The sequence below is a fragment of the Pseudomonas sp. Z4-7 genome (assembly GCF_051131965.1).
Lineage (GTDB): Bacteria > Pseudomonadota > Gammaproteobacteria > Pseudomonadales > Pseudomonadaceae > Aquipseudomonas.
Genome location: NZ_CP071642.1, coordinates 768,363 through 791,478 on the forward strand (window position 1 = coordinate 768,363; position 23,116 = coordinate 791,478).

Sequence of the window (23,116 nt, forward strand, 5' to 3'; positions counted from 1 at the left end):
GCTCGGGTTTGCCTGTTTGTTCAAAGGTTGTGATTAGTCTGTTTTCTGACGGAAATTTGCGTAGGACTCTGTCTCGCTGGCTTTTTGACACTGTGCTATCGTTTCGCACTTATCCACACCAAGAGATTCTCCATGGAAGCGGCGGTTCGGGGGGCGGCGCGCGGAAACGGCCGGAGGCATTATGTGCTCGCCGGTCTGCTGTGCTTGCTGTCGCCTGCAATTGCCGCCCAAGAGCCGACCTCTACCACTCGGGCCGAACAGCGGGCCGAAGCGGTCACCCAGGTCGTGTTGGGGATCCTCAGCTACGCTCGCTGGCCTGTTGAACCGACGCAATTGCAGCTGTGCATCGTCGGTCCGACCCAATACACCGACGACCTGGTCAAAGGCACCGCCCAGGCCACCGGCAGGCCTGTGACGGTACAGCGCTTGCTGGCCGACCATCCCGGCATCGCGAGCGATTGCAATGCGGTCTACATCGGCAGGCTGACCAACGACGAACGCTCCCGATTGTTTGAGTCTCTGATCGGCAAGCCGGTGTTGAGCATCAGCGAAGGCGGCGACCAATGCACCGTGGGCAGCCTGTTCTGCCTGCGGGTCGGAGATGAACAGGTGTCGTTCGAGGTCAACCTCGACTCGGTGGCACGCAGCGGTGTACGCATCCATCCGAGCGTCCTCCAGCTGTCACGCCGTAGGCCCGCCGCGCCATGAATTCGTCCAGATCACGAATTCGTCCCACGTTGGGCTCGGTCATCGGTCGCGGTCACCTGATCGTTGCGCTGGTGGCGATCACCATGGCCAGCGTCTCCCTGACCTTGTTGGGCGTGCTTGCCTTACGGGTCTATGCCGATCACAACTTGCATCTGATTGCCCGTTCGATCAGCTACACCGTGGAGGCGGCCGTGGTCTTCGATGACGCTGCGGCGGCCACCGAAGCGCTGGCCCTTATTGCTTCCACTGAAGAAGTCGCCGATGCCCAGGTCTTCAATGAAAGTGGCCGTCTGTTGGCTCATTGGCGGCGACCGGAAACCGGTCTCCTGTCGGAGCTGGAAATGCACATCGCCAAGGCATTCCTGGAAAAGCCCATCAGCCTGCCAATCATCCACCAGGAACAGAACATTGGCAGGATCCTGCTGGCAGGACACGGCGGTAGCCTGTTGCGCTTTCTGCTCAGCGGCCTGGCCGGGATCATCCTGTGCACGGCGGTCAGTGCCTGGGTTGCCCTGTATCTGGCGCGCCGTCAGTTGCGGGCGATTACCGGACCTTTGCGTAGCCTGGCTGAAGTAGCCCATGCCGCCCGTTGCGAGCGCGCCCTGGATCGCCGAGTGCCACCGGCCGATATCGCTGAACTGGATAATCTGGGCAACGACTTCAACGCACTGCTTGCCGAGCTGGAATCCTGGCAGACCCATCTGCAAAGTGAAAACGAGACCCTGGCTCACCAGGCCAGCCACGACAGCCTGACCGGGCTGCCGAACCGGGCCTTTTTCGAAGGTCGGCTGATCCGTGCCTTGCGCAATGCCAACAAGCTCGACGAGCAAGTGGCCGTCCTCTACCTGGACAGTGATCGCTTCAAGGGCATCAACGACAACTTTGGTCATGCCGCCGGTGACGCGGTGTTGACCGCCGTGGCGACCCGGGTCCGGGCGCAATTGCGTGAGGATGACCTGGTCGCGCGCCTGGGCGGTGACGAGTTTGCCGTGCTGCTGGCGCCGTTGCACAAGACTGAGGATGCCGAACGGATCGCTGAAAAAATCATCGCCAGCATGGAGATGCCGATTCAATTGCCCGGCAATGCCTCGGTCCTGACGTCCCTCAGCATCGGCATCGCCGTTTACCCCGATCATGGCGCCACGCCCGGCGCCTTGCTCAGCGCCGCTGATGCGGCGATGTACCAGGCCAAACGCCTCGCCCGAGGCGGCCAACACACGGCGGGGTCGGAGCACCCGGTCGCGGATCTTCAAACCAGGAGCTGATTTGCATGTTTTCCAATTCGCGTTTTTCTCTGCTGCGTTATGCAGCATTTTTGTTCATCGCCATTTTTGCCCTCAGCGGATGCCAGACGACGCCGCAAAAAGGACTGAGCCCAGCGCAGATCGCTGTTCTCAAGGAGCAGGGGTTCAAATTAACGGACGATGGCTGGGCCTTCGGACTTTCGGGCAAAGTGCTGTTTGGCAGTGACGTGGAAAGCCTCAACCCGGCCAGCACCGAGATCGTCGAGCGGATCGGCAAGGCACTGCTGGGTGCGGGAATCGAGCGGGTACGTATCGACGGCCACACCGATGCATCGGGCTCCCAGGCCTATAACGAACAACTGTCGATACGTCGGGCCGAAAGCGTTGGCAAAGTCTTGAGAGGCGTGGGCATGCGCGAAGAAAACGTCCAACTGCGCGGCCTGGGCAGCAGCCAACCCGTCGCCCCCAACGACACCGCCAGCGGGCGCACCGAAAATCGTCGCGTTGCTATCGTGGTCATCGCCGACTAATCGGCAAACACCATCTCCCGGCTGTCGCCCATGAGTAGTGGCTGGTTCTGTTCGGTGACTTCCCGGATGTAATCCCACAACAACGTGATCCGCTTGAGCTTGCGCAGATCCTCCCGGCAGTACATCCAGAATTGCCGGGTGACCGTGATCTCCTCCGGCAGCACCGGCAGCAGGCGTGGGTCTTGGGCGGCCAAAAAGCATGGCAGGATCGCCAGTGACCGGCCTTGTTGCGCCGCCACGAATTGCGCGATCACGCTGGTGCTGCGCAGATGAGCGTGGGCGCCGGGCAATACGTTGGCCAGGTAGAGCAGCTCGGAACTGAACGCCAGGTCATCCACGTAGCTGATGAACGAGTGCTTGTTCAGGTCTGCCGGGCGGTGGATCGGTGGGTGATTGTCCAGGTATTGCCGGGTTGCATAAAGCTGTAACCGATAGTCGCAGAGTTTGCAGCACACGTACGGTCCGTGTTCCGGGCGCTCGAGGGCGATGACGATATCGGCTTCGCGCTTGGAGAGGCTGATGAAGTGCGGCAGCGGCAGGATGTCCACCGAGATCGCCGGGTAGGCGTCGACGAAGTGGCTCAACTGCGGGGTGATGAAAAAGCTGCCGAAGCCTTCGGTGCAGCCCATGCGCACATGCCCGGACAGCGCGACGCCTGAGCCTGAAACCTGTTCGCAAGCCATGTGCAGCGTGCTTTCGATCGACTCGGCATAGCCCAGCAAACGTTGGCCTTCAGCCGTCAGGACAAAACCGTTGGTCCGGGATTTTTCGAACAGCAGCGTACCCAAGGAAGCTTCCAGCGAGCTGATGCGTCGCGACACCGTGGTGTAGTCGACGGCCAGACGCTTGGCGGCCGTGCTGGCCTTGCGGGTGCGGGCCACTTCGAGGAAAAACTTGAGGTCGTCCCAATTCAGCGACCCTAAGGAGGTGATGTTTTTTTGCATGATGGACCGGTTTTTATGTGCGTTCTTATTAGAAGTTTGCACATCTATACTCCAAAAACCGTCTCATCACCAAGGTGACTCTTCACCTTGGTCGTTGCTGAACCAGCGCATCCCTATAAGAACAATCCCGGAGGCCAGCATGAACGTTTCCCTTACGCCCAGCGACACAGCCCTGCAAACCGTCAGATTGCTGATCGATGGCGAGTGGGTCGAGTCCCGATCCAGCGAGTGGCACGACATCGTCAACCCGGCCACCCAACAAGTGCTGGCGAAGGTACCGTTTGCCACCGCGTCGGAAGTCGATGCCGCCATCGCTGCTGCCCAGCGTGCTTTCCAGACCTGGAAGCTGACACCGATCGGTGCGCGGATGCGCATCATGCTCAAGCTCCAGGCGCTGATCCGCGAGCATTCCAAGCGCATCGCCGCGGTGCTCAGCGCCGAACAGGGCAAGACCATCGCCGACGCCGAAGGCGATATTTTCCGCGGCCTGGAAGTGGTCGAGCACGCCTGCTCCATCGGCACCCTGCAAATGGGCGAGTTTGCCGAGAATGTCGCCGGTGGTGTGGATACCTATACCTTGCGTCAGCCGATTGGTGTGTGCGCGGGCATTACCCCGTTCAATTTCCCGGCGATGATCCCGCTGTGGATGTTCCCGATGGCCATCGCCTGCGGCAATACGTTCGTGCTCAAGCCGTCGGAGCAGGATCCGCTGTCGACCATGCTGCTGGTGGAGCTGGCCATCGAGGCCGGTGTGCCGCCGGGCGTGCTGAACGTGGTGCACGGCGGCAAGGATGTGGTGGATGCGCTTTGCACTCACAAGGACATCAAGGCCGTTTCCTTCGTCGGCTCAACGGCGGTCGGCACCCATGTGTATGACCTGGCGGGTCGCCATGGCAAACGCGTGCAATCGATGATGGGCGCAAAGAACCACGCCGTGGTGCTGCCCGACGCCAATCGCGAGCAAACCCTGAACGCCTTGGTCGGTGCCGGTTTCGGCGCGGCGGGCCAGCGTTGCATGGCGACTTCGGTGGTAGTGATGGTGGGCGCGGCCAGGCAATGGTTGCCGGAGCTGAAGGCGCTGGCGCAGAAACTCAAGGTCAATGCCGGCAGCGAGCCGGGCACGGATGTCGGCCCGGTGATTTCCAAGCGAGCCAAGGCGCGCATCCTTGAACTGATCGAGAGCGGCGTGCAGCAAGGCGCAAAACTTGAACTGGATGGCCGCGACATCAGCGTGCCGGGCTTCGAGCAGGGCAACTTCGTCGGTCCGACCCTGTTTTCCGGCGTAACCACCGACATGCGCATCTACACCGAGGAAATTTTCGGCCCGGTGCTGGTGGTGCTGGAGGTCGATACCTTCGATCAAGCCATCGCCCTGGTCAACGCCAATCCGTTTGGCAACGGCACCGGCCTGTTCACCCAGAGCGGTGCGGCGGCGCGCAAATTCCAGAGCGAAATCGACGTCGGCCAAGTCGGTATCAACATCCCGATCCCGGTGCCGGTGCCGTTTTTCAGCTTCACTGGCTCCCGCGGCTCGAAACTCGGCGACCTCGGCCCTTACGGCAAACAAGTGGTGCAGTTCTACACTCAGACCAAGACCGTCACCGCGCGCTGGTTCGACGATGACAGCGTCAACGACGGTGTGAACACCACCATCAACTTGCGTTAAGGAGCCGGACATGAACATCGCATTTATCGGCCTCGGCAACATGGGCGCCCCGATGGCGCGCAATCTGCTCAAGGCCGGCCATTCGTTGAACCTGTTCGACCTGAACCAGACGGTGCTGGCCGAACTGGCGGCGCTCGGCGGCACCATCAGCGCCTCGCCTCGCGATGCGGCCCAGGGCGCGGCGCTGGTGATCACCATGCTGCCGGCCGCTGCCCATGTGCGCAGTGTCTGGCTGGGCGAAGACGGCGTGCTGGCAGGTATCGCCGCCGGCACGCCGGCGGTGGATTGCAGCACCATCGATCCACAAACCGCCCGTGACGTGGCGGCTGCCGCTGCCAGGCAGGGAGTGGCAATGGCCGATGCGCCTGTTTCGGGCGGCACCGGCGGCGCGGCGGCGGGCACCCTGACCTTCATGGTCGGCGCCACGCCTGAGCTGTTCACCACCTTGCAACCGGTACTGGCGCAAATGGGCCGCAACATCGTGCATTGCGGCGAAGTCGGCACCGGGCAGATCGCCAAGATCTGCAACAACCTGCTCTTGGGGATTTCCATGGTCGGCGTCAGCGAGGCCATGGCTTTGGGCGATGCCCTGGGGATCGACACCCAGGTGCTGGCCGGCATCATCAACAGTTCGACCGGTCGATGCTGGAGTTCCGATACCTACAACCCATGGCCCGGCGTGATCGAAACGGCCCCGGCGGCGCGTGGATATACCGGAGGGTTTGGCGCGGACCTGATGCTCAAGGATTTGGGCCTGGCCACCGAAGCCGCGCGGCAGGCCCGTCAGCCGGTGATACTGGGGGCGGTGGCGCAGCAGTTGTACCAGGCGATGAGCCAGCGGGGCGAGGGCGGCAAGGATTTCTCGGCGATTGTGAACAGCTATCGCAAGCCGCAGTGAACCTGTGATATCGAGAGGCTTTTGTGGCGAGGGAGCTTGCTCCCGCTTGGGTGCGAAGCGCCCATCAAAATTGGGGTTGCTGCGCAACCCAGCGGGAGCAAGCTCCCTCGCCACAGGTGGTCCCTCGGCTTTTTTTTTTTTGTTTCAGGCAAACACGAAATATTTACGCACGGTCTCGACCACTTCCCACGTGCCTTTCATGCCTGGTTCGACGACAAAAATATCACCGGCGCGCAGATGAATCGGCGCCATGCCGTCCGGGGTGATCACGCAGTAGCCTTCCTGGAAATGGCAGTATTCCCACTTCACGTAGTCCACCCGCCACTTGCCGGGCGTGCAGATCCAGGTGCCCATGATCTTGCTGCCGTCTTCGCTGGTATAAGCGTTGAGGTTGACGGTGTGCGGGTCGCCTTCGAGTTTTTCCCATTTGCAGGCATCGAGTACAGGCAGCGGATGGGTATCGCGCAGGACGGTGATTGGGGCGGTCATGTGAGCTCCGAAGGGGCAGAAAAGAACCTGCACCCTAGCGTGGAGAAGGACCAGGCAGATGCCTGAACTCGACACCGGGCTGCCCAGAAGCGCGCATCAATCGGCCAGATGCCGGGCCAGGGCCTTGGCGTAGGCCGGAAGTCGTTCGAAATTCCGTGCGCAAAGCAACAGGGCCCGGTGCGCCCAGGCCTCCTGCAGCGGCAAGTAGTGATATGAGGATTGGGATGGACGGCGTTCGATAGCGGCCTTCGGCACGACGGCAATACCCGCGCCATGGGCAACCATGCGGATCACCCCGTCAAAGCCCTCGGCGCGAATGCGGATCTGCATGCGCATTCCGGTGTGCAGCGCCTGTTCCTCCAGGTAAATCGCCAGCGCGCTGGTGGCGTTCAGGCCGACATAGTCGTGGTTAAGGGTCTCGCTGAAACTCGGCGTGCGGCCGTCAGCCAAGGGATGCCCCGACGGTAGGACCAAAACCAGCGGATCGTCACGAAAAGGCCAGGTCTGAAGGCCAGCGGTGTCCACCGCGTCGGAAACGATACCCAGGTCTGCGGCGCCCTGGCGCAACGCGTGGGTGATCCGTGAGCTGGGCAATTCCTGCTGGTCGATGTCCAGGTTGGGGTGGCTGTTGAGGAAACTGGCGAGTAATTCGGGCAGGTATTCGGTCATCGCGCTGGTGTTGCACAGCAGCCGCACCTGGCCTTTGACGCCTTTGGCGTATTCGGCCAGGTCCTGTTGCAGATGTTCGGCGTGCTGCAGCAAGACCCGGGCATGCTGGGCCAAGGCTTTGCCGGCCGGCGTCGGAGTGACGCCGCGCCGCCCGCGTTCGAGCAGGTCGATGCCCAGGGACGCCTCCATGGCACGCACCCGAGCGCTTGCCGCTGCCAGGGAAAGATGGCTGCGAGCGGCGCCGGCGGTGATGTTGCCGGTGTCGAGGATGTTCAGGTAGAGGCGCAGGTCGGTGAGGTCGAAGTGCATGGGGATGCCCTTGGGGTCTGCGGTGCCTGGTTTATTGCTCGCGAGCAGGCTCGCTCCCACAGGGTTCTGTATTTCGACTGTGGGAGCGAGCCTGCTCGCGAAAGCGGCAATGTAATTTTTTTGCCTATCGCCAGACAAGAGGCACCCTCAGTATATGGCACATTTTCAAACCCGGGCATGGGCTTCAGGATAACCCCATGAACACACTCATCGCCTTCTATCAAAACCTCGGCCTGGCCCTTTCCTTGCTGGTCATCGGCACCTTTTTGCTGGCCGGTGCCGTCAAGGGCGTGATAGGCCTCGGCCTGCCGACCATTTCAATGGGACTTCTCGGCCTGGCTATGGCTCCGGCACAGGCTGCGGCACTGTTGCTGATTCCAGCCACGCTGACCAATGTCTGGCAACTGGCATCTGGCGGGCATCTGCAAGCATTGATCCGGCGCTTGTGGCCGCTGCTGCTGGCGATTTTCATCGGCACCGGCCTTGGCACGTTGTGGATCGGCAATGTGGGCGGCGCCTGGGCAGTACGGGCGCTCGGCGCGGCGCTGGTGTTGTATGCGTTGAGCGGGTTGTTGCTGCCGACGTTGCGAGTGAGCGCCCGGGATGAACACTGGCTCGCGCCACTCTGTGGCGTGTTGACCGGTGTGATCACCTCGGCCACAGGCGTGTTCGTCATCCCGGCGGTGCCTTATCTGCAAGCGCTGGGCTTGAGCAAGGATGAGTTGGTGCAGGCCCTCGGCCTGTCATTCACCGTCTCGACGCTGGCCTTGGCGGCCGGCCTGCTGTGGCACGGTGCGCTGGGGGGCGGTGAACTGAGCGCTTCGCTGCTGGCGCTGGTGCCGGCGCTGCTGGGGATGTGGCTGGGGCAATGGCTGCGCCAGCGGATCAGCGCCGTGTTGTTCAAGCGGGTGTTTTTTATTGGCCTTGGTGTGCTCGGCGGCCATCTGTTGATCAGCGGCTAGCCGAGGATCGACTGAGCATGTCGACGCGGCGAATCTCGAAGTCGCGTTCCAGATAGTCCATGCGCTGCTCGAAGAACTGCTTCATGTGCGGCAGGCTCGAATGCACTTCCAGGTCAGCCTGGGATGCCCAGATCTCATAGAAGATGAACAACGTCGGGTCCTGCTGGTCGCGCAGCATGTGATATTCGATGCAGCCAGGCTCGGCACGACTCGGTTCGACGTAGGCGCGAAACAGCGTTTCGAAGGCTTCGGCTTTTTCCGGGCGGGTCTTGGCGTGCAGGATGAAACCGTGCAATTCACTCATCAGGTGGGCTCCTGGTCAAAGGGTCCGGTGAATTTTACGGCAACAATCCAGTTGCGATTCGTGCGTATAGATCAAAACAGTTTTGTCGTTTCGCTGCTTATTCCGCGCGAAGCTCATCGGTACTCTGCCGCCATCATTTTCAATCTTTCCCTTCGGCGTCCGTCCAGCGGTCTACGCCGTGGAACCAATGAGGCTCCGATGAAAAAAATCCTGTTGCTCAATGGCGGTAAACAATTCGCTCACTCCGACGGTCGCTATAACGCAACCCTGCACGACACTGCGCTCAGCGTGCTCGACCGTGGCGGCCTGGATGTAAAAACCACGTTCATCGACGGCGGCTACGACATCAAGGAAGAAGTCGCGAAATTCCTTTGGGCCGACGTGATCATTTACCAGATGCCCGGCTGGTGGATGGGTGCTCCCTGGACGGTAAAAAAATACATCGACGAGGTCTTCACCGAAGGCCACGGCAGCCTCTATGCCAGCGACGGCCGTACCCGTTCCGATGCTTCGCAGAAATATGGCAGCGGTGGCCTGGTGCAGGGCAAGCAGTACATGCTGTCGCTGACCTGGAACGCCCCGCAGCAAGCCTTCGACGACCCGACTGATTTCTTCGAAGCCAAGGGCGTGGACGCGGTGTATTTCCCGTTCCACAAGGCCAACCAGTTCCTCGGCATGACCGGTCTGCCGACGTTTCTCTGCGTGGACGTGATGAAGCGTCCGAACATCGAAGAAGATGTGGCGCGGTATGAGCGGCATTTGATTGAGGTGTTCGGTCTTTCGCGGTAATCGGGCTAGTATCCGGCTGACTTGAAGCGAAGGTGTCGTGGCGAGGGAGCTTGCTCCCGCTGAGGTGCGAAGCGCCTCCAAAAAGCGGTCGCTACGCGCCCAGCGGGAGCAAGCTCCCTCGCCACAAAGGCGATCGCTACATCGGTATATGCATTCCACGAGAGGATGTCTGTGAAAGCCAGATCCGACGAGTTGCAGATTTTTGTCTGCGTGATCGAATGTGGATCGATTTCCGCCGCCGCCGAGCAGGTCGGGCAGACGCCGTCGGCGGTCAGCCGTACGTTGTCGCGCCTGGAGGCCAAGCTCGACACCACGCTGATCAACCGCACCACGCGGCGCATGGACCTGACTGAAGAAGGCAGGTACTTCTTCGAGCAGGCCAAGGGCATTCTTGACCAGATGGACGAGCTGGAAGAGCGCCTGTCTTCCCGCCAGAAGAACCCCGCCGGGCGCTTGCGGATCAATGCAGCATCGCCGTTCATGCTGCACGCCATCGTTCCTCATATCGAAGAATTCCGCACGCTCTACCCGGACATTCAGCTCGAACTCAACAGCAACGACTTGATCATCGATCTGCTCGAGCAAAGCACAGACGTCGCCATCCGCATCGGCACCCTGACCGACTCGACGCTTCATGCACGGTCGCTGGGATGCAGTCCGTTGCACATCCTCGCCAGCCCGGCCTACCTCAAGCGCCATGGCACACCTTCAAGCGTGGCCGAGTTGGCGGAGCATTCGCTGCTGGGGTTTGCCCAGAACGACGGGCTCAACCAATGGCCGCTGCGCCACATCCACGGTGATCGCTGGCCGATCCAGCCGGCCATCAGCGCGTCCAGCGGCGAAACGGTGCGTCACCTGGCGCTGCAAGGGCAGGGCATCGCTTGCCTGTCGGATTTCATGACGCGCGACGATATCAGCGCCGGCCGCCTCAAGGTGCTGCTGGCCGATGCCAACAGCGGCTACCGCCAGCCGATCAACGCGGTGTACTACCGCAACTCTCAACTGGCGCTGAGGATCCAGTGCTTCCTGGACTTTATCCAAGGCAAGCTCGCCGGGTACGCCTCGCGGGAATTCAAGGGCTGATTCGTGATTTCAAGGCAAGAGTGATTTGGGCAATGTGGACTGTTTCGGCAAGGAACGCTCCTCGATACTCGTCCCATCACTGATCTCGCCAAGGAGTTATCCCATGAAAGTATTTGTTACCGGCGCTGCCGGCTTCATCGGCGGTTCCATTGCTACCGGTCTCGTGCGGGCCGGCCATCACGTCACTGGCCTGGTGCGCAACGCCGAACAAGCCGACGAGTTGAGCGCGCTGGGCATCACGCCGGTTATCGGCACCCTTGAAGACAGCGCGCTGCTGACCGAACAGGCGCGAGCCGCCGACGCGGTGATCAACGCCGCCAGCAGCGATCATCGTGGCGCGGCCGAAGCGTTGGTCGAGGCGCTCAAGGGCTCGAACAAGGTGTTGCTGCATACCAGCGGTTCGAGCATCGTCGGCGACGCATCGGGCGGTCGTGCCAGCGATGACATCTACTACGAAGACTCCCTGCCGCAACCTACCGCCGACAAGGCGCCCCGTGTCGCGATCGACAACCTGGTTCTCGACGCGGCAAAGCATGGCGTGAATTCGGCGGTGATCTGCAACACGCTGATCTATGGCCACAGCCTGGGCGTCAAGCGTGACAGCGTGCAACTGCCGCGCCTGCTCAAGCAGGCACGCAAAAGCGGCGTGGTGCGGCATGTCGGACCGGGGCAGAACATCTGGTCCAATGTGCACATCGAGGACGTGGTCGAGTTGTACACCCTGGCCCTGACCCGCAACCAGCCTGGCACCTTCTATTTTGTCGAAAGCGGTGAAGCTTCGTTCATCGAGATGACCACCGCGATGGCTCAGGCGCTGAACCTTGGCGAACCGCAGGATTGGCCGCTGGCGGATGCCGAAGCCGAGTGGGGTTATGAAATGGCCAATTACGGCCTGGGTTCCAACAGCCGCGTACGCGGCAAGAATGCCCGCGAGCTGTTGGGGTGGACACCGAAGCGCACGTCGGTGGTGGCTTGGATTCTTGATGAGATGGTGTGAGTTACGCCGGTCGAGCCGTAAGAGTAAACACCCTTGTGGGAGCGAGCCTGCTCGCGAAGGCGGTCTGTCAGTCGAAGCACATGTTGCCTGGTCTTTCGCCTTCGCGAGCAGGCTCGCTCCCACAGGGTTTTGTGTTGGCCTATCTTTAGTCGTGATGCACACCCGCGCGCTTGAGCATCTGTTTGCAACGCTCGGACAGATGAAACACCCGCAGATGCTTGCCCGCCTTGCTGTAGCGCTCGCGCAGGGTCATCAGCGCGGCGATGGCCGAGTAGTCGACGAAGCTCAAGTGGCGGCAGTCCAGGGTCACCAGGTCGGGGTCGTTGGCCGTGTCGAACTGGTTGAGGAACGGCGTGGTCGAGGCGAAGAACAACGTGCCGTGCAGCCGATAAAGCTTGCTGCCATCGGCTTCCAGGTGCGTGTCGGCGTACAACTCCCGGGCCTGTTGCCAGGCGAAGTTGAGCGCCGCGATGATAATCCCGCAAAGGACCGCGACGGCCAGGTCGGTAAACACGGTGATGACGGTGACCGCGATGATCACCAGTACATCATTGGCCGGCACCTTGTTGATGACCCGCAACGAGGCCCAGGCAAAGGTCTGCTGAGCGACCACGAACATCACGCCCACCAGCGCGGCCAGCGGGATGCGTTCGATCAGTGGCGACAGGAACAGCACGAACAGCAACACCATCACTCCAGCCACTACTCCGGACAAGCGGCCGCGCCCGCCGGAGCTTAGGTTGATCACCGTCTGGCCGATCATGGCGCAACCGCCCATGCCGCCTAACAGGCCGGACGCCATGTTTGCCGCGCCCAATGCCACGCACTCACGGTCCGGATAACCACGGCTCTCAGTGATTTCGTCGGTGAGGTTGAGGGTCAGCAGCGTTTCCAGCAGGCCGACCATCGCCATGACCACCGCATAGGGCGCGATTATCAGCAATGTTTCCAGGTTCCAGGGGATATCCGGCAGGGTAAGGACCGGCAAGCCACCGGCGATGTGCGCCATGTCGCCCAGCGTCCGGGTCGGCAGGCCAAGCAAGTAGACCGCCAGGCCAATCCCGAGGATTGCCACCAGGGCCGGCGGTACGCTACGGGTCAGGCGCGGGAGCAGATAGACGATGGCCATGGTCAACGCCACGAGGCCGGCCATCAGGTACAGCGGGGCGCCGCTCAGCCAGGTTCCGTCGCTCTTGAAGTGCTCCAGTTGCGCCAACGCGATGACGATCGCCAGGCCGTTGACGAAACCGAGCATCACCGGGTGCGGCACCATCCGCACCAGCTTGCCCAGCCGCAGCAGCCCGAACGCCATCATGATCAATCCGCCCAGCAGCACCGTGGCCAGCAGGTACTGCACGCCGTGTTGCACCACCAGCGCGACGATCACCACCGCCATCGATCCCGCCGCCCCCGACACCATGCCCGGCCGCCCGCCGAACAGGGCGGTCAACGTGCAGATGATGAAGGCGCCATACAGACCCATCAGCGGATTCAGATGCGCAACCAGGGCGAAGGCAATGCATTCCGGGAGCAAGGCGAAAGAGGTGGTGAGGCCGGCGAGGGCGTCGGCGCGAAGACGAGCTGGTTTCATGGTTTACCTGATTGGGCGCCGGTGAAGCGTCGGCTGCCGAAGACGTGGTGCGAAAAGCAGGGGGAATGGTACGGAATCGAGGACCTTGGGGCCAGTGATTGGCTTTCCGGGGGCCTGCTGTGCAGGCCAGCGGGAGCAAGCTCCCTCGCCACGAAGGGCCTGTCTGGCGATGAAAATTCGGCTGTGGATTTTCATTGGGGCCTTGTCTTGATGTCCCTGCGCGACATTTTTTGTCTGTGGGCGAAAATTACTTTCAGCGGGTTTGTAGATTTCTTCTCAAAATGATTTATGAGTTTCATAAACAACGACGTCACCCCATTCGAGGAGTAACGCATGGCCCCTGATTTCGGTTATTGGCTGTTGGTCTACGCGGCGATCGCGATCATTGCGCTGATTGTCCTGATCGCGCGCTACCGTCTCAACCCGTTCATCGTGATTACCCTGGTTTCCATCGGCCTGGCGCTGCTGGCCGGGATGCCACCCTCCAGCGTCGTCGGCGCCTACGAGGCGGGCGTGGGCAAAACACTGGGGCACATTGCGCTGGTGGTGGCCTTGGGCACGATGCTTGGCAAGATGATGGCCGAGTCCGGTGGCGCGGAGCGGATGGCGCAGACGCTGATCGAGCGCTTCGGCGAGCGCAACGCTCACTGGGCGATGGTGTGTATTGCGTTCCTGGTGGGGTTGCCGTTGTTTTTCGAGGTCGGCTTTGTGCTGCTGGTGCCTATCGCATTCACGATTGCCCGGCGTGTCGGCGTGTCGATCCTGATGGTCGGCTTGCCGATGGTGGCCGGGTTGTCGGTGGTCCACGCCCTGGTGCCACCGCATCCTGCGGCGATGCTGGCGGTGCAGGCATTCCAGGCTTCGGTGGGGCAGACCCTGCTGTATGCGATCCTGATCGGCATTCCCACCGCAATCATCGCCGGTCCCCTGTACGCCAGATTCATCGTGCCACGCATTCAGCTGCCGGCCGAGAACCCATTGGAGCGGCAATTTCTCGACCGCGAGCCACGTGCCAACCTGCCGGGATTCGGTATCACGTTAGGGACGATCCTGTTGCCGGTGGTCCTGATGTTGATCGGTGGCTGGGCCAACCTGATTTCCACGCCGGGCAGCGGTTTCAATCAGTTCCTGTTGTTTATCGGCAACTCGGTGATCGCCTTGCTCCTGGCGACCATTCTCAGCTTCTGGACCCTCGGCCTGGCCCAAGGCTTCAACCGCGAATCGATCCTCAAATTCACCAACGAGTGCCTGGCGCCGACGGCCAGCATCACTTTGCTGGTGGGCGCCGGCGGTGGTTTGAACCGGATTCTGGTGGACGCTGGCGTGACCCAGCAAATCGTGGGGCTGGCCCAGGAGTTCCAGTTGTCGCCGTTGGTCATGGGCTGGCTGTTCGCCGCGTTGATGCGCGTCGCCACCGGTTCGGCGACGGTGGCAATGACCACGGCCTCGGGCATTGTCGCGCCCGTGGCGATCGGCCTCGGTTATCCCCATCCTGAGCTGTTGGTACTGGCGACTGGCGCCGGGTCGGTGATCTTTTCCCACGTCAACGACGGCGGCTTCTGGTTGATCAAGGAATACTTCAATATGACCGTCACCCAAACCTTCAAGACCTGGACCGTGCTCGAAACGTTGATCTCCCTGGTCGCGTTCGGCCTGACCCTCGGGCTTGCGCGCGTGCTCTGATCGCGCTCCAACAGAGGTGCCGTCATGGACATCCTTTACCAGATCCGCTCCCGTCAGGATTTCTTTAGTGCAGGCGAAGGAAGAATCGCCCGACTGATGCTCGACGACGTAGGATTTGCCGCTTCCGCCAGCCTGGATGAACTGGCCCAACGCGCTGAAGTCAGCAGTGCCACGCTGTCGCGGTTTGCCCGGACCGTCGGTTGCCGCGATTTGCGCGATCTGCGCCTGCAACTGGCCCAGGCCAGTGGCGTCGGCAGCCGTTTCCTCGACCCCACGGGCGCGCCCGAGCAGTCGGCGTTTTATGGGCAGATCGTCGGCGATATCGAATCGACGCTGCGCCAACACTTGTCGGCATTCGAAGAGTCACGTTTCGCCGACGCGGTACGGATGATCGGCAAGGCGCGGATGATCCATGCGTTCGGGCTCGGCGGGTGGTCGGCGCTGTGCGGCGAAGAGTTGCAGGTGCGGCTGGTGCGTTTCGGCTACCCGATCGCCGCCTGCCGCGACCCACTGATGATGCGTATCACGGCCACTTCGCTGAGCGATCAGCATCTGGTGATTGCCTGTTCACTGACCGGCATCACCCCGGAGCTGCTCGGCGCGGTGGAACTGGCGCGCAGCTACGGTGCACCGGTCCTGGCGATTACCCGTGTCGACTCGCCGCTGGCCCACCTGGCGGATGTGGTGCTGCCCCTGCAAGGCGCCGAAACCTCCTTCATCTTCAAACCCACGGCGGCGCGCTACGGCATGCTGTTGGCGATCGATGTGCTCGCCACCGAGTTGGCGCTGGCCCATCCGCAAGACAATCAAGAGCGCCTGCGGCGGGTCAAGCTCGCCCTGGACGATTACCGAGGCGGCGAGGACGACCTGCCGCTGGGAGACTGACATGCACTACGACACGCTTATTCGCAACGCGCTGATCATCGACGGCAGCGACAAGCCCGGCTACAGCGCCGACGTGGCGATACGCGCCGGTCGTATCGAGCACATCGGCGACCTCCGCGCCGCCCGGGCGGCTGAAGAAGTCGACGCCGCCGGCCGGGTATTGGCGCCGGGATTCATCGACGTGCATACCCACGACGACACGGTGGTCATACGCCAACCGCAGATGCTGCCCAAACTCAGTCAGGGCGTCACCACGGTCATTGTCGGCAATTGCGGCATCAGCGCTGCGCCCGTCAGCCTGCGGGGCGATCCACCGGACCCGATGAACCTGCTCGGTACTGCCCTGGCGTTCGCCTACCCCCGTTTCGCTGATTATCGTGCGGCGGTGGAAGCTGCCACGCCGGCGGTCAATGTCGCGGCACTGGTCGGGCACACGGCGCTGCGCAGCAACCACCTGGACGATCTGCTGCGCACCGCCAGCGCCGGAGAAATCGCCGCCATGCGTCAGCAACTGCGCGAAAGCCTGGAGGACGGTGCGCTGGGTTTATCCACCGGGCTGGCCTACGCCAACGCGTTCTGCGCGTCGACCGATGAAGTCATGCAACTGAGCGAAGAGTTGGCAGCGTTCGGCGCGGTCTACACCACCCATTTGCGCAGCGAATTCGAACCGGTGCTGGAAGCGATGGACGAGGCCTTCCAGATCGGCCGTCACGCACGGAGCCCGGTAATCATTTCCCACCTCAAATGTGCGGGGGCCGGTAATTGGGGGCGTAGCCCACAGGTGCTCGCGGCGCTGGAAAATGCCGCCAAAAACCATCCCGTCGGATGCGACTGTTATCCCTACGCGGCGAGCTCTTCGACGCTGGACCTCAAGCAAGTGACCGATGCCCATCGCATCACTATTACCTGGTCGACGCCGCACCCGCACATGAGCGGACGGGACTTGATCGACATCGCCGCCGAATGGGGCATGCCACTGCTGGAAGCCGCGCGCTGCTTGCAGCCGGCCGGCGCGGTGTACTACGGCATGGACGAAAGCGACGTAAGACGCATCCTCGCACACCCATTGTCGATGGTCGGCTCCGACGGCTTGCCCGAGGACCCTTTTCCCCATCCTCGGTTGTGGGGCGCTTTCCCACGGGTGCTGGGACATTTCAGTCGAGACATCGGGCTGTTTCCGTTACACACCGCCGTGCACAAGATGACCGGCCTTTCGGCTGCACGCTTTGGCCTGAAAGAGCGGGGTGAAATCCATGAAGGATATTGGGCCGACCTGGTGTTGTTCAATCCGCAAACCGTCCGCGACGTCGCCGATTTCAACCAGCCGCAACGGGCTGCCGAGGGCATCGATGGCGTATGGATCAACGGCGTCCTGAGTTATCGCGATGGCCAGGCAAACGGCCGCCGGGAAGGCCGATTCCTGGCGCGGGAAGGCAATCTGCGCCAGGGATTTCGGACTTTTAAAGATGTGTAAGCGGCTGATATAACGTTAATTGACGCCACAATAATGGCACTACGACACTAAAGAAGCCGGCTTATAGGCCGAAGCATTGGGGTCAACCCATCTAAACTGGGTCATTTCAGCCAGGGAGCAACCCATGAGCTTCGGTAAGACCACCCCGATCCTGCGGATTTTCGATGAAACCAAGGCCTTGGCGTTCTATGTCGATTTCCTAGGCTTTACCGTCGACTGGCAACATCGCTTTGGTGACGACTATCCGCTGTACCTGCAAGTGTCGCGCGGTGATTGCGTGCTGCACCTGTCCGAACACCACGGCGATTGCACGCCGGGCTCGGCGCTGCGGATCGAGACCGATGAGCTGGAAGCGTTCCAGCAACAGTTGATGGCCAAGCAATACCGCTACGCCCACCCACAAATCCAGGCCATGCCATGGGGTAGCCAGGACATGACCCTCAGTGATCCGTTCGGGAATCGGTTGGTGTTTACCAATGCGATCAGTGCGTAACAGATATCGCGAATCGCTTGATCAGTTTGCCCGCCTCTTCAAAGAAGCGGGCAAACGCGTTTCGTCAAACCCTGAAATGACTGACCATCTGCTGCAATTGACTGCCCAGCCGCGCCAGTTCAACACTGGACGCCGCGGTTTCTTCGCTGGCGGCGGCGGTCTGTTCGGACACGTCGCGCACGTTGATGATGCTGCGGCTGATTTCCTCGGCCACGGCGCTTTGCTGCTCGGCGGCGGCGGCGATCTGCTGGTTCATCGATTGGATGTTCGACACCGTACGGGTGATGTTCTCCAGTGATACGCCGGCCTTGCGGGTCAGGGCCACGCTGCTGTCGGTGAGGTTGCGGCTGTTGTTCATCACGGCGGCCACTTGCTGGGTGCCGTTCTGCAGGCCGGCCACCAGGCCTTCGATTTCCTCGGTGGATTTCTGGGTGCGCTGGGCCAGGCCACGGACTTCGTCGGCAACGACCGCAAAGCCACGACCGGCTTCACCGGCGCGGGCGGCTTCGATGGCGGCGTTGAGCGCCAGCAGGTTGGTCTGTTCGGCCACGGCCTTGATCACGTCCATCACTGCGCCAATCTTGTCGCTCTCCTGTTGCAGCACGCTCATGGCGTCGGTGGAGCGCACCACTTCACTGGCCAGGCGTTCGATCTGGGCGATGGCTTCGCTGACCACTTGGTCGCCGGCACGGGCTTCGCCGTCGGCGGCGGCCGCTGCCTGGGAGGCTTCTTCGGCGTTGCGGGCAACTTCCTGCACCGTGGCGGTCATTTCGTGCATGGCGGTTGCGACCTGGTCGGTCTCGACTTTTTGGCTGTTGACCCCGGCACTGGTCTGTTCGGTGACCGCCGACAATTCTTCGGCGGCGCTGGCGATCTGAGTCACGCCATCACGGATGCCGCTGATGAGGTCGCGCAGCGTCACGCCCATGCGCGCGATGCCCTGTTGCAGTACGCCCAGCTCATCGCGACGGGTGACGAACACATCCTGCGACAGGTCGCCGCTGGCGATGCGTTCGACCACGGTCAGGGTTTCGCGCAGCGGACGGGTGATCTGGCGGGTGATGATGACGGCAGCAATGATGCCGACCAACAACGCCAGCAACGTGCTGACCAGTTGCAACGTACGCGCCTGGGCGCTTTCGGCGTCGCGACGGTCGAGCTGGATCTGGTACAGCTGTTCGCTCAGGGAAACGATGGTCGCGCCCTGGTCGGTCATTTCCTTGCGCGCCTGCACCACGTCCGCCGTGGCCGATTTGAAGGCCTGCACGGCGCTGCGGTATTGCACCAGGGTGGTTTCCAGCTGACGCAGTTCGTCCTGATGGACGCTGGCATAATATTCGTTCAGCGGCTTGAGCGAAGCAATCGCCGCGTCCAGTTGGGCGAAGGCCTTGCGTTCGGTATCGGCGTTGGGGTTGGCGGTGTAGCCGCGCACTTCATAGCGAGCGAGCATGAACGCCTGCTTGGCTTCAGTGATGGCCTGGAACTGGGCGAAGCGTTCATCGTTGAGGGCCATTTGCTTCACATCGGCGTCGATGGCCTCGATCAGCTTGTAGGCCGTTTCGGCGTTTGCCCCCATGACATCACGAGCGCTGTTGCCGGTGCGGTAAGCGCTGCGCATTTTGTTCAGCGATACTTGATAGGCGCTGATGGTCGCGCTCTGCTCTCTGAGCAGCTTGACGTTTTCCGGGCTCTTGAAGCTGTTGAGCAGCGCGTTCTGTTGCGCGACGAAACCGTCGAGGGTGGTTTGCACATTCTGTGCAGCGGCTTCGTCACCGTTGGCCAGCATGTATTGCAGGCGAGTCACGCGCAGTTTGGTCAGGCCGGCGTTGAGCTGGGTGATGTCGCTCATCCAGTTGCTGCGGTCGATCAGGCCGCCAAGGCTGGTCCAGCTGGTCAGGGCCAGCAGGCAGGTCAGGACCAGCACCAGGCCGAAGCCCAGGCCCAATTTCATGTTGACGCTAATGTTGCCAAACCAGCTATTCATCAAATTCCTCCAGGAACGTTGTGCTGCTTATCGTCGGTTGGCTGGAAGATTGTTGTTGTTAAGAGCCAGCAAAAACGTGTAACGGAGCTTTATCGGCGGAAACGGAGGGATCTGTAAGATTTTTTTCCACATCGGGAAAGGCAGGGGGCACAGCGGGCGACTCGGCCTGAAATTCAGGCAAAAAAAAGCCCGCGGGAGAGCGGGCTAAAACCTTAGTTTCTTGAATGAGCGAGGCGATGTTAGCGAATCCCGCGAGGACGTGGGGTGAAGAAAAGTTCATGCAGGGGCTGGCCTCATCGATTGGCTGATCGGCCGTCTGACGCGGGCCTGTCAGTTCAATAGCGCATGCTCGGCACGTACCGAATTCATGAACGCCTGCATCGCCGATGACTGGATGCGATGGCGGCGGGTGATCAATCCGTACGGTGGCAACCGGGCTTCGAACTTGATCGGCAACACGGCGAGCAAGTCACGACCTGGATAATCCTCGACGACCGATATCGGGGTGACGCCGAGCATGTCGGTCTGCTGGACCAATGAGAGCAAGGTCATGATCGAGGTGGTTTCGACGATGCTGCTGGGGATATCGACCCGGGCGTTGTGAAACACCTGGTTGATGATTGCGCGCATCGGGCTCGGGTGTTGTTGCAACACCCAGGTCATGCTCTGTAGCTCGGCCCAGCCCAGTCGGGTCGCCTGCGCCAACGGATTCTGCGCGCCACAAATGACACACAGCGCCTCTTCCCCGAGGCTGTCGAAGAGCAACTCTTCGGCGCGGGCACCGGCGGGAATCCGGCCCAGGACGATGTCCAGTTGATCCTGCAACAGCGCTTGTACCAGCACGTCGCTGGTGTCGACCTGGATGCTCATGGACAACCGGGGATGGCTTTGTTTCAGGGTCGCGATGGTGCGCGTCAGCAGTCCCGAAGCCAGCGCCGGAATGGCGCCTACTGCCACCCGGCCGAGGTTGCCGGATTCGAGTGCCACCAGTTCTTCGCGCATGCCGCTGAGCTCGGCGAAGACCATACGCGCGTAATAAATGACGGTTTCCCCGAATGGGGTGGAGCGCATGCCACGGGGCAGGCGTTCGAACAGCTCGACGCCGAGCAAGTCCTCGGCTTCGTGCAGCATTTTGGTGGCAGCCGGTTGGGTCATGCCGATGTGGTCGGCTGCGCGGCGCAGAGAACCTAATTCCTGCAATGCCAGCATCAGCCGCAGTTGGCGCAGACGCAGTCGACTATGGATGACATTGGCAACAGGAATTCGGGTCATGGGCGGTGCTCGCTGGAAAGTCCGTGGCAAGCCTGACAATAAATGCCAGGCGTTACCAGCAGTGCCGAGTCACAGCAATGATTTCGCCTCGGCGACGTGGGGTTTACGCAGGCCCACCAGCAGGCCCAGTGCCTTGGAGATCAGCGGCCAGAGCAGCATCAGCAGCGCGGCGGTGGTCAGGCTGCCCACCAATGGGTTGGACCAGAAAATTCCCAGCTGTCCGTCAGAAAACAGCATCGACTGGCGGAATGCGTCTTCGGCCTTGTCCCCCAGGACGGCTGCCAGCACCAGCGGCGCAATCGGATAGCCGAGTTTCTTGAACAGGTAACCCAGCGCACCGAAGCCCAGCATCAGTACCACGTCGAAGAACGAGTTGTGCACCGAGTACGCACCGATGGCGCAGACCATGATGATGATCGGCGCGATGATCGAGAACGGAATGCGCAGGATCGACGCGAACAGCGGCACGGTGGCCAACACCACGATCAGGCTGACCACGTTGCCCAGGTACATGCTGGCGATCAGGCCCCAGACAAAGTCGTGTTGCTCGACGAACAGTGTCGGCCCAGGGTGCAGGCCCCAGATCATCAAGCCACCGAGCATCACCGCTGCCGTGGCGGAACCCGGAATGCCCAGCGTCAGCATCGGCAGCAGCGCGCTGGTACCGGCAGCGTGGTCGGCGGTTTCCGGGGCGATAACCCCTTCGATCTCGCCTTTGCCGAAGTTGTCGCGGTTTTTCGAGAAACGTCGCGCCAGGCTGTAGCTCATGAACGATGCCGCCGTCGGGCCGCCGGGGGTGATGCCCATCCAGCAACCGACCAGTGTGCTGCGCACGATCGTCCACCAGTAACGCGGCAGTCTGGCCCAGGTGCGCAAGATCACCATCGGTGTGATGCGCGCATGTTCGCCACGAAACACCAGGCCTTCCTCCACCGTGCAGAGGATTTCCCCAATGCCGAACAGGCCGATCACCGCCACTTCAAAACTGATCCCGGTCATCAGGATCGGCTGGTCGAACGTCAGGCGCAGGTTGCCGGAAACCGTGTCCATGCCGACTGCCGCCATGGCGAAGCCAATCATCATCGCGACCACGGTTTTTAATGGCGGATTCTTGCTCATGCCGATGAAGGTGCAGAACGCCAACAGGTACACCGCGAAGAACTCCGGCGAGCTGAAGGACATGGCGAACGCTGCGATTTTTGTCGACAGGAACGTCAGCAACAACACCCCGCACAACGCACCGATCAGCGCCGAGCTGAACGCGGCGGTCAACGCCTCGGCAGCCCGGCCTTCGCGGGCCATCGGGTAACCGTCGAAGGTGGTCGCCACCGATGAAGGCTCGCCAGGAATGTTGAACAGGATCGAGGTGATCGAGCCGCCAAACAGCGCGCCCCAATACATGCACGACAGCAGGATGATCGCCGACACCGGCGACATGGTGAAGGTCAAGGGCAGCAACAGCGCCACGCCATTGGGCGCGCCGAGACCGGGCAACACACCGACCAGGATGCCCAGCAGAACGCCGATCACCATCAGACCGATGTGGCCCGGGGTCAGGATCAGGTTCATGCCCTGCAACAGGGAATCGAACTCGCTCATTTGAAGGTTCTCCCGGCCAGGGCAATCCAGTCGCCTATTGGGCCGGCATCCAGCGGGACCTTGAACCACAGCGCGAAAATCAGGTAGCTGGCGAGCGCCGCACCGAGGGCAACCGCACCGATCATCCACTTGTCGTAAGGCTTGGCGCGGACCTTGTCGCGCCACATGAACCAGGCAATGAAACAGGCCGACGCGAGGTAGATGCCGGTGAAGGGCATCGCACCGACGAACAGGGCAATGGGCAGGAAAACCGATAGCACTTGCTTGAACGCACTGCGGGTAAGGAATGCAACACTGAGGGCCTGCCAGCGCACCACCGTCAGCACGCCGTTGGCGACGCTCGCCGCACTCAGTATCAGGCCGATATAGAACGGGAAGTAACCCGGTTCAGGGCCGGCATCGCCCCAGCCGATGCCTTGTTCGACACTGCCGAACATCACCACGGCACCGAGCAGGGTAGTAAACAGCGTCAGGCCGAGCTCGACCCAACGGGTACCGACCAGCGCCGGTGAATCCGAAGAATGGGACATCAAACACCTCCAG

22 protein-coding genes and 1 pseudogene are annotated in these 23,116 nt (G+C 61.6%); 13 read left to right on the top strand and 10 right to left on the bottom strand.

Going from position 1 to position 23,116, the window contains the following annotated elements; genetic code table 11:
- Positions 1-132 precede the first annotated feature (132 nt).
- Genes J3P91_RS03310 through J3P91_RS03320 form a run of 3 tightly spaced genes read left to right on the top strand, consistent with a single transcriptional unit; the run spans position 133 to position 2,482 of the window.
- On the top strand, positions 133-708 hold the full coding sequence (locus tag J3P91_RS03310) for a YfiR family protein (RefSeq protein WP_305497013.1): 576 nt from the start codon (positions 133-135) through the stop codon (positions 706-708).
- Positions 705-1,973, top strand: a complete 1,269-nt coding sequence (locus J3P91_RS03315; RefSeq protein ID WP_305497012.1) for a diguanylate cyclase domain-containing protein — start codon at positions 705-707, stop codon at positions 1,971-1,973. The genes J3P91_RS03310 and J3P91_RS03315 overlap by 4 nt, the downstream gene beginning before the upstream one ends.
- Before the next feature lie 5 nt (positions 1,974-1,978).
- Positions 1,979-2,482, top strand: coding sequence for an OmpA family protein (locus J3P91_RS03320; RefSeq protein ID WP_434569901.1), 504 nt, complete (start codon positions 1,979-1,981; stop codon positions 2,480-2,482).
- On the opposite strand, the gene J3P91_RS03325 is transcribed toward J3P91_RS03320, so the two are convergent.
- Entirely contained in the window at positions 2,479-3,426 is a 948-nt protein-coding gene (locus J3P91_RS03325) for a LysR family transcriptional regulator (protein ID WP_434569900.1), read from the bottom strand. The two genes, J3P91_RS03320 and J3P91_RS03325, sit on opposite strands and share 4 nt — an antisense overlap.
- Before the next feature lie 139 nt (positions 3,427-3,565).
- Here J3P91_RS03325 and J3P91_RS03330 point away from each other — a divergent pair, with 139 nt between their 5' ends.
- Positions 3,566-5,092: a CoA-acylating methylmalonate-semialdehyde dehydrogenase gene (locus J3P91_RS03330; RefSeq protein WP_434602733.1), complete on the top strand. Its 1,527-nt coding sequence runs from the start codon at positions 3,566-3,568 to the stop codon at positions 5,090-5,092.
- A gap of 10 nt (positions 5,093-5,102) precedes the next feature.
- Entirely contained in the window at positions 5,103-5,990 is an 888-nt protein-coding gene (gene mmsB, locus J3P91_RS03335; RefSeq protein WP_434602734.1) for a 3-hydroxyisobutyrate dehydrogenase, read from the top strand.
- A gap of 144 nt (positions 5,991-6,134) precedes the next feature.
- On the opposite strand, the gene J3P91_RS03340 is transcribed toward mmsB, so the two are convergent.
- Together J3P91_RS03340 and J3P91_RS03345 are read right to left on the bottom strand one after the other, a co-directional pair.
- A complete protein-coding gene (locus tag J3P91_RS03340; protein WP_003177747.1) occupies positions 6,135-6,479 on the bottom strand; it encodes a cupin domain-containing protein in 345 nt (114 codons plus the stop codon).
- A 96-nt stretch (positions 6,480-6,575) separates the two neighbouring features.
- Entirely contained in the window at positions 6,576-7,457 is an 882-nt protein-coding gene (locus tag J3P91_RS03345; RefSeq protein ID WP_434602735.1) for a LysR substrate-binding domain-containing protein, read from the bottom strand.
- A 197-nt stretch (positions 7,458-7,654) separates the two neighbouring features.
- Between J3P91_RS03345 and J3P91_RS03350 the strand changes: the two genes are divergently transcribed.
- Positions 7,655-8,419 carry a sulfite exporter TauE/SafE family protein gene (locus J3P91_RS03350; RefSeq protein ID WP_434602736.1) on the top strand — a complete coding sequence of 255 codons (765 nt, stop codon included), beginning with the start codon at positions 7,655-7,657 and terminating at the stop codon, positions 8,417-8,419.
- Here the strand turns inward: J3P91_RS03350 and J3P91_RS03355 are convergent.
- Positions 8,409-8,723 (bottom strand): putative quinol monooxygenase, encoded by a 315-nt coding sequence (locus J3P91_RS03355; protein ID WP_434602737.1) that lies wholly within the window; start codon positions 8,721-8,723, stop codon positions 8,409-8,411. The genes J3P91_RS03350 and J3P91_RS03355 overlap by 11 nt on opposite strands.
- Positions 8,724-8,921: 198 nt before the next feature.
- Between J3P91_RS03355 and J3P91_RS03360 the strand changes: the two genes are divergently transcribed.
- The 3 genes from J3P91_RS03360 (at position 8,922) to J3P91_RS03370 (ending at position 11,592) form a co-directional block, all read left to right on the top strand.
- On the top strand, positions 8,922-9,512 hold the full coding sequence (locus tag J3P91_RS03360; protein WP_434602738.1) for an NAD(P)H-dependent oxidoreductase: 591 nt from the start codon (positions 8,922-8,924) through the stop codon (positions 9,510-9,512).
- Between the two features lie 171 nt (positions 9,513-9,683).
- Positions 9,684-10,595 (top strand): LysR substrate-binding domain-containing protein, encoded by a 912-nt coding sequence (locus J3P91_RS03365; protein ID WP_434602739.1) that lies wholly within the window; start codon positions 9,684-9,686, stop codon positions 10,593-10,595.
- Positions 10,596-10,698: 103 nt separating this feature from the next.
- Entirely contained in the window at positions 10,699-11,592 is an 894-nt protein-coding gene (locus tag J3P91_RS03370) for an NAD-dependent epimerase/dehydratase family protein (RefSeq protein WP_434602740.1), read from the top strand.
- 145 nt (positions 11,593-11,737) lie between these two features.
- Here J3P91_RS03370 and J3P91_RS03375 read toward each other — a convergent pair whose 3' ends face one another.
- A complete protein-coding gene (locus J3P91_RS03375; RefSeq protein ID WP_434569890.1) occupies positions 11,738-13,183 on the bottom strand; it encodes a SulP family inorganic anion transporter in 1,446 nt (481 codons plus the stop codon).
- Positions 13,184-13,516: 333 nt separating this feature from the next.
- Here J3P91_RS03375 and J3P91_RS03380 point away from each other — a divergent pair, with 333 nt between their 5' ends.
- From J3P91_RS03380 to J3P91_RS03395, 4 genes are all read left to right on the top strand, one after another.
- Positions 13,517-14,866, top strand: coding sequence for a gluconate:H+ symporter (locus tag J3P91_RS03380; RefSeq protein ID WP_434602741.1), 1,350 nt, complete (start codon positions 13,517-13,519; stop codon positions 14,864-14,866).
- Between the two features lie 24 nt (positions 14,867-14,890).
- Complete coding sequence (locus tag J3P91_RS03385; protein ID WP_434602742.1) at positions 14,891-15,751, top strand: MurR/RpiR family transcriptional regulator; 861 nt, start codon at positions 14,891-14,893, stop codon at positions 15,749-15,751.
- Position 15,752: 1 nt separating this feature from the next.
- The gene (locus J3P91_RS03390; protein ID WP_434602743.1) at positions 15,753-17,225 is read left to right on the top strand and encodes an N-acyl-D-amino-acid deacylase family protein; all 1,473 of its coding nucleotides are present in this window, start codon (positions 15,753-15,755) and stop codon (positions 17,223-17,225) included.
- Between the two features lie 124 nt (positions 17,226-17,349).
- Complete coding sequence (locus J3P91_RS03395; RefSeq protein WP_434602744.1) at positions 17,350-17,718, top strand: glyoxalase superfamily protein; 369 nt, start codon at positions 17,350-17,352, stop codon at positions 17,716-17,718.
- Positions 17,719-17,782: 64 nt separating this feature from the next.
- Here J3P91_RS03395 and J3P91_RS03400 read toward each other — a convergent pair whose 3' ends face one another.
- The 5 genes and pseudogenes from J3P91_RS03400 to J3P91_RS03420 form a co-directional block, all read right to left on the bottom strand.
- Positions 17,783-18,646: a methyl-accepting chemotaxis protein gene (locus J3P91_RS03400; RefSeq protein ID WP_434604984.1), complete on the bottom strand. Its 864-nt coding sequence runs from the start codon at positions 18,644-18,646 to the stop codon at positions 17,783-17,785.
- A 42-nt stretch (positions 18,647-18,688) separates the two neighbouring features.
- Positions 18,689-19,567: pseudogene (locus J3P91_RS03405) on the bottom strand (methyl-accepting chemotaxis protein); the annotation flags it as partial.
- A gap of 465 nt (positions 19,568-20,032) precedes the next feature.
- Entirely contained in the window at positions 20,033-20,974 is a 942-nt protein-coding gene (locus J3P91_RS03410) for a LysR family transcriptional regulator (protein WP_434569885.1), read from the bottom strand.
- A 69-nt stretch (positions 20,975-21,043) separates the two neighbouring features.
- Positions 21,044-22,573 carry a tripartite tricarboxylate transporter permease gene (locus tag J3P91_RS03415; RefSeq protein WP_434602745.1) on the bottom strand — a complete coding sequence of 510 codons (1,530 nt, stop codon included), beginning with the start codon at positions 22,571-22,573 and terminating at the stop codon, positions 21,044-21,046.
- Positions 22,570-23,103 carry a tripartite tricarboxylate transporter TctB family protein gene (locus J3P91_RS03420; RefSeq protein ID WP_434602746.1) on the bottom strand — a complete coding sequence of 178 codons (534 nt, stop codon included), beginning with the start codon at positions 23,101-23,103 and terminating at the stop codon, positions 22,570-22,572. Before J3P91_RS03420 ends, J3P91_RS03415 begins: the two co-directional genes overlap by 4 nt.
- Positions 23,104-23,116 lie beyond the last annotated feature (13 nt).

Bases quoted from the DNA above. Each gene is read 5' to 3' on its own strand.
- J3P91_RS03310 (WP_305497013.1), top strand. From the start codon at position 133: ATGGAAGCGGCGGTTCGGGGGGCGGCGCGCGGAAACGGCCGGAGGCAT.
- J3P91_RS03315 (WP_305497012.1), top strand. From the start codon at position 705: ATGAATTCGTCCAGATCACGAATTCGTCCCACGTTGGGCTCGGTCATC.
- J3P91_RS03320 (WP_434569901.1), top strand. From the start codon at position 1,979: ATGTTTTCCAATTCGCGTTTTTCTCTGCTGCGTTATGCAGCATTTTTG.
- J3P91_RS03325 (WP_434569900.1), bottom strand. From the start codon at position 3,426: ATGCAAAAAAACATCACCTCCTTAGGGTCGCTGAATTGGGACGACCTC.
- J3P91_RS03330 (WP_434602733.1), top strand. From the start codon at position 3,566: ATGAACGTTTCCCTTACGCCCAGCGACACAGCCCTGCAAACCGTCAGA.
- mmsB (WP_434602734.1), top strand. From the start codon at position 5,103: ATGAACATCGCATTTATCGGCCTCGGCAACATGGGCGCCCCGATGGCG.
- J3P91_RS03340 (WP_003177747.1), bottom strand. From the start codon at position 6,479: ATGACCGCCCCAATCACCGTCCTGCGCGATACCCATCCGCTGCCTGTA.
- J3P91_RS03345 (WP_434602735.1), bottom strand. From the start codon at position 7,457: ATGCACTTCGACCTCACCGACCTGCGCCTCTACCTGAACATCCTCGAC.
- J3P91_RS03350 (WP_434602736.1), top strand. From the start codon at position 7,655: ATGAACACACTCATCGCCTTCTATCAAAACCTCGGCCTGGCCCTTTCC.
- J3P91_RS03355 (WP_434602737.1), bottom strand. From the start codon at position 8,723: ATGAGTGAATTGCACGGTTTCATCCTGCACGCCAAGACCCGCCCGGAA.
- J3P91_RS03360 (WP_434602738.1), top strand. From the start codon at position 8,922: ATGAAAAAAATCCTGTTGCTCAATGGCGGTAAACAATTCGCTCACTCC.
- J3P91_RS03370 (WP_434602740.1), top strand. From the start codon at position 10,699: ATGAAAGTATTTGTTACCGGCGCTGCCGGCTTCATCGGCGGTTCCATT.
- J3P91_RS03375 (WP_434569890.1), bottom strand. From the start codon at position 13,183: ATGAAACCAGCTCGTCTTCGCGCCGACGCCCTCGCCGGCCTCACCACC.
- J3P91_RS03380 (WP_434602741.1), top strand. From the start codon at position 13,517: ATGGCCCCTGATTTCGGTTATTGGCTGTTGGTCTACGCGGCGATCGCG.
- J3P91_RS03385 (WP_434602742.1), top strand. From the start codon at position 14,891: ATGGACATCCTTTACCAGATCCGCTCCCGTCAGGATTTCTTTAGTGCA.
- J3P91_RS03390 (WP_434602743.1), top strand. From the start codon at position 15,753: ATGCACTACGACACGCTTATTCGCAACGCGCTGATCATCGACGGCAGC.
- J3P91_RS03395 (WP_434602744.1), top strand. From the start codon at position 17,350: ATGAGCTTCGGTAAGACCACCCCGATCCTGCGGATTTTCGATGAAACC.
- J3P91_RS03400 (WP_434604984.1), bottom strand. From the start codon at position 18,646: ATGGGCGTGACGCTGCGCGACCTCATCAGCGGCATCCGTGATGGCGTG.
- J3P91_RS03410 (WP_434569885.1), bottom strand. From the start codon at position 20,974: ATGACCCGAATTCCTGTTGCCAATGTCATCCATAGTCGACTGCGTCTG.
- J3P91_RS03415 (WP_434602745.1), bottom strand. From the start codon at position 22,573: ATGAGCGAGTTCGATTCCCTGTTGCAGGGCATGAACCTGATCCTGACC.
- J3P91_RS03420 (WP_434602746.1), bottom strand. From the start codon at position 23,103: ATGTCCCATTCTTCGGATTCACCGGCGCTGGTCGGTACCCGTTGGGTC.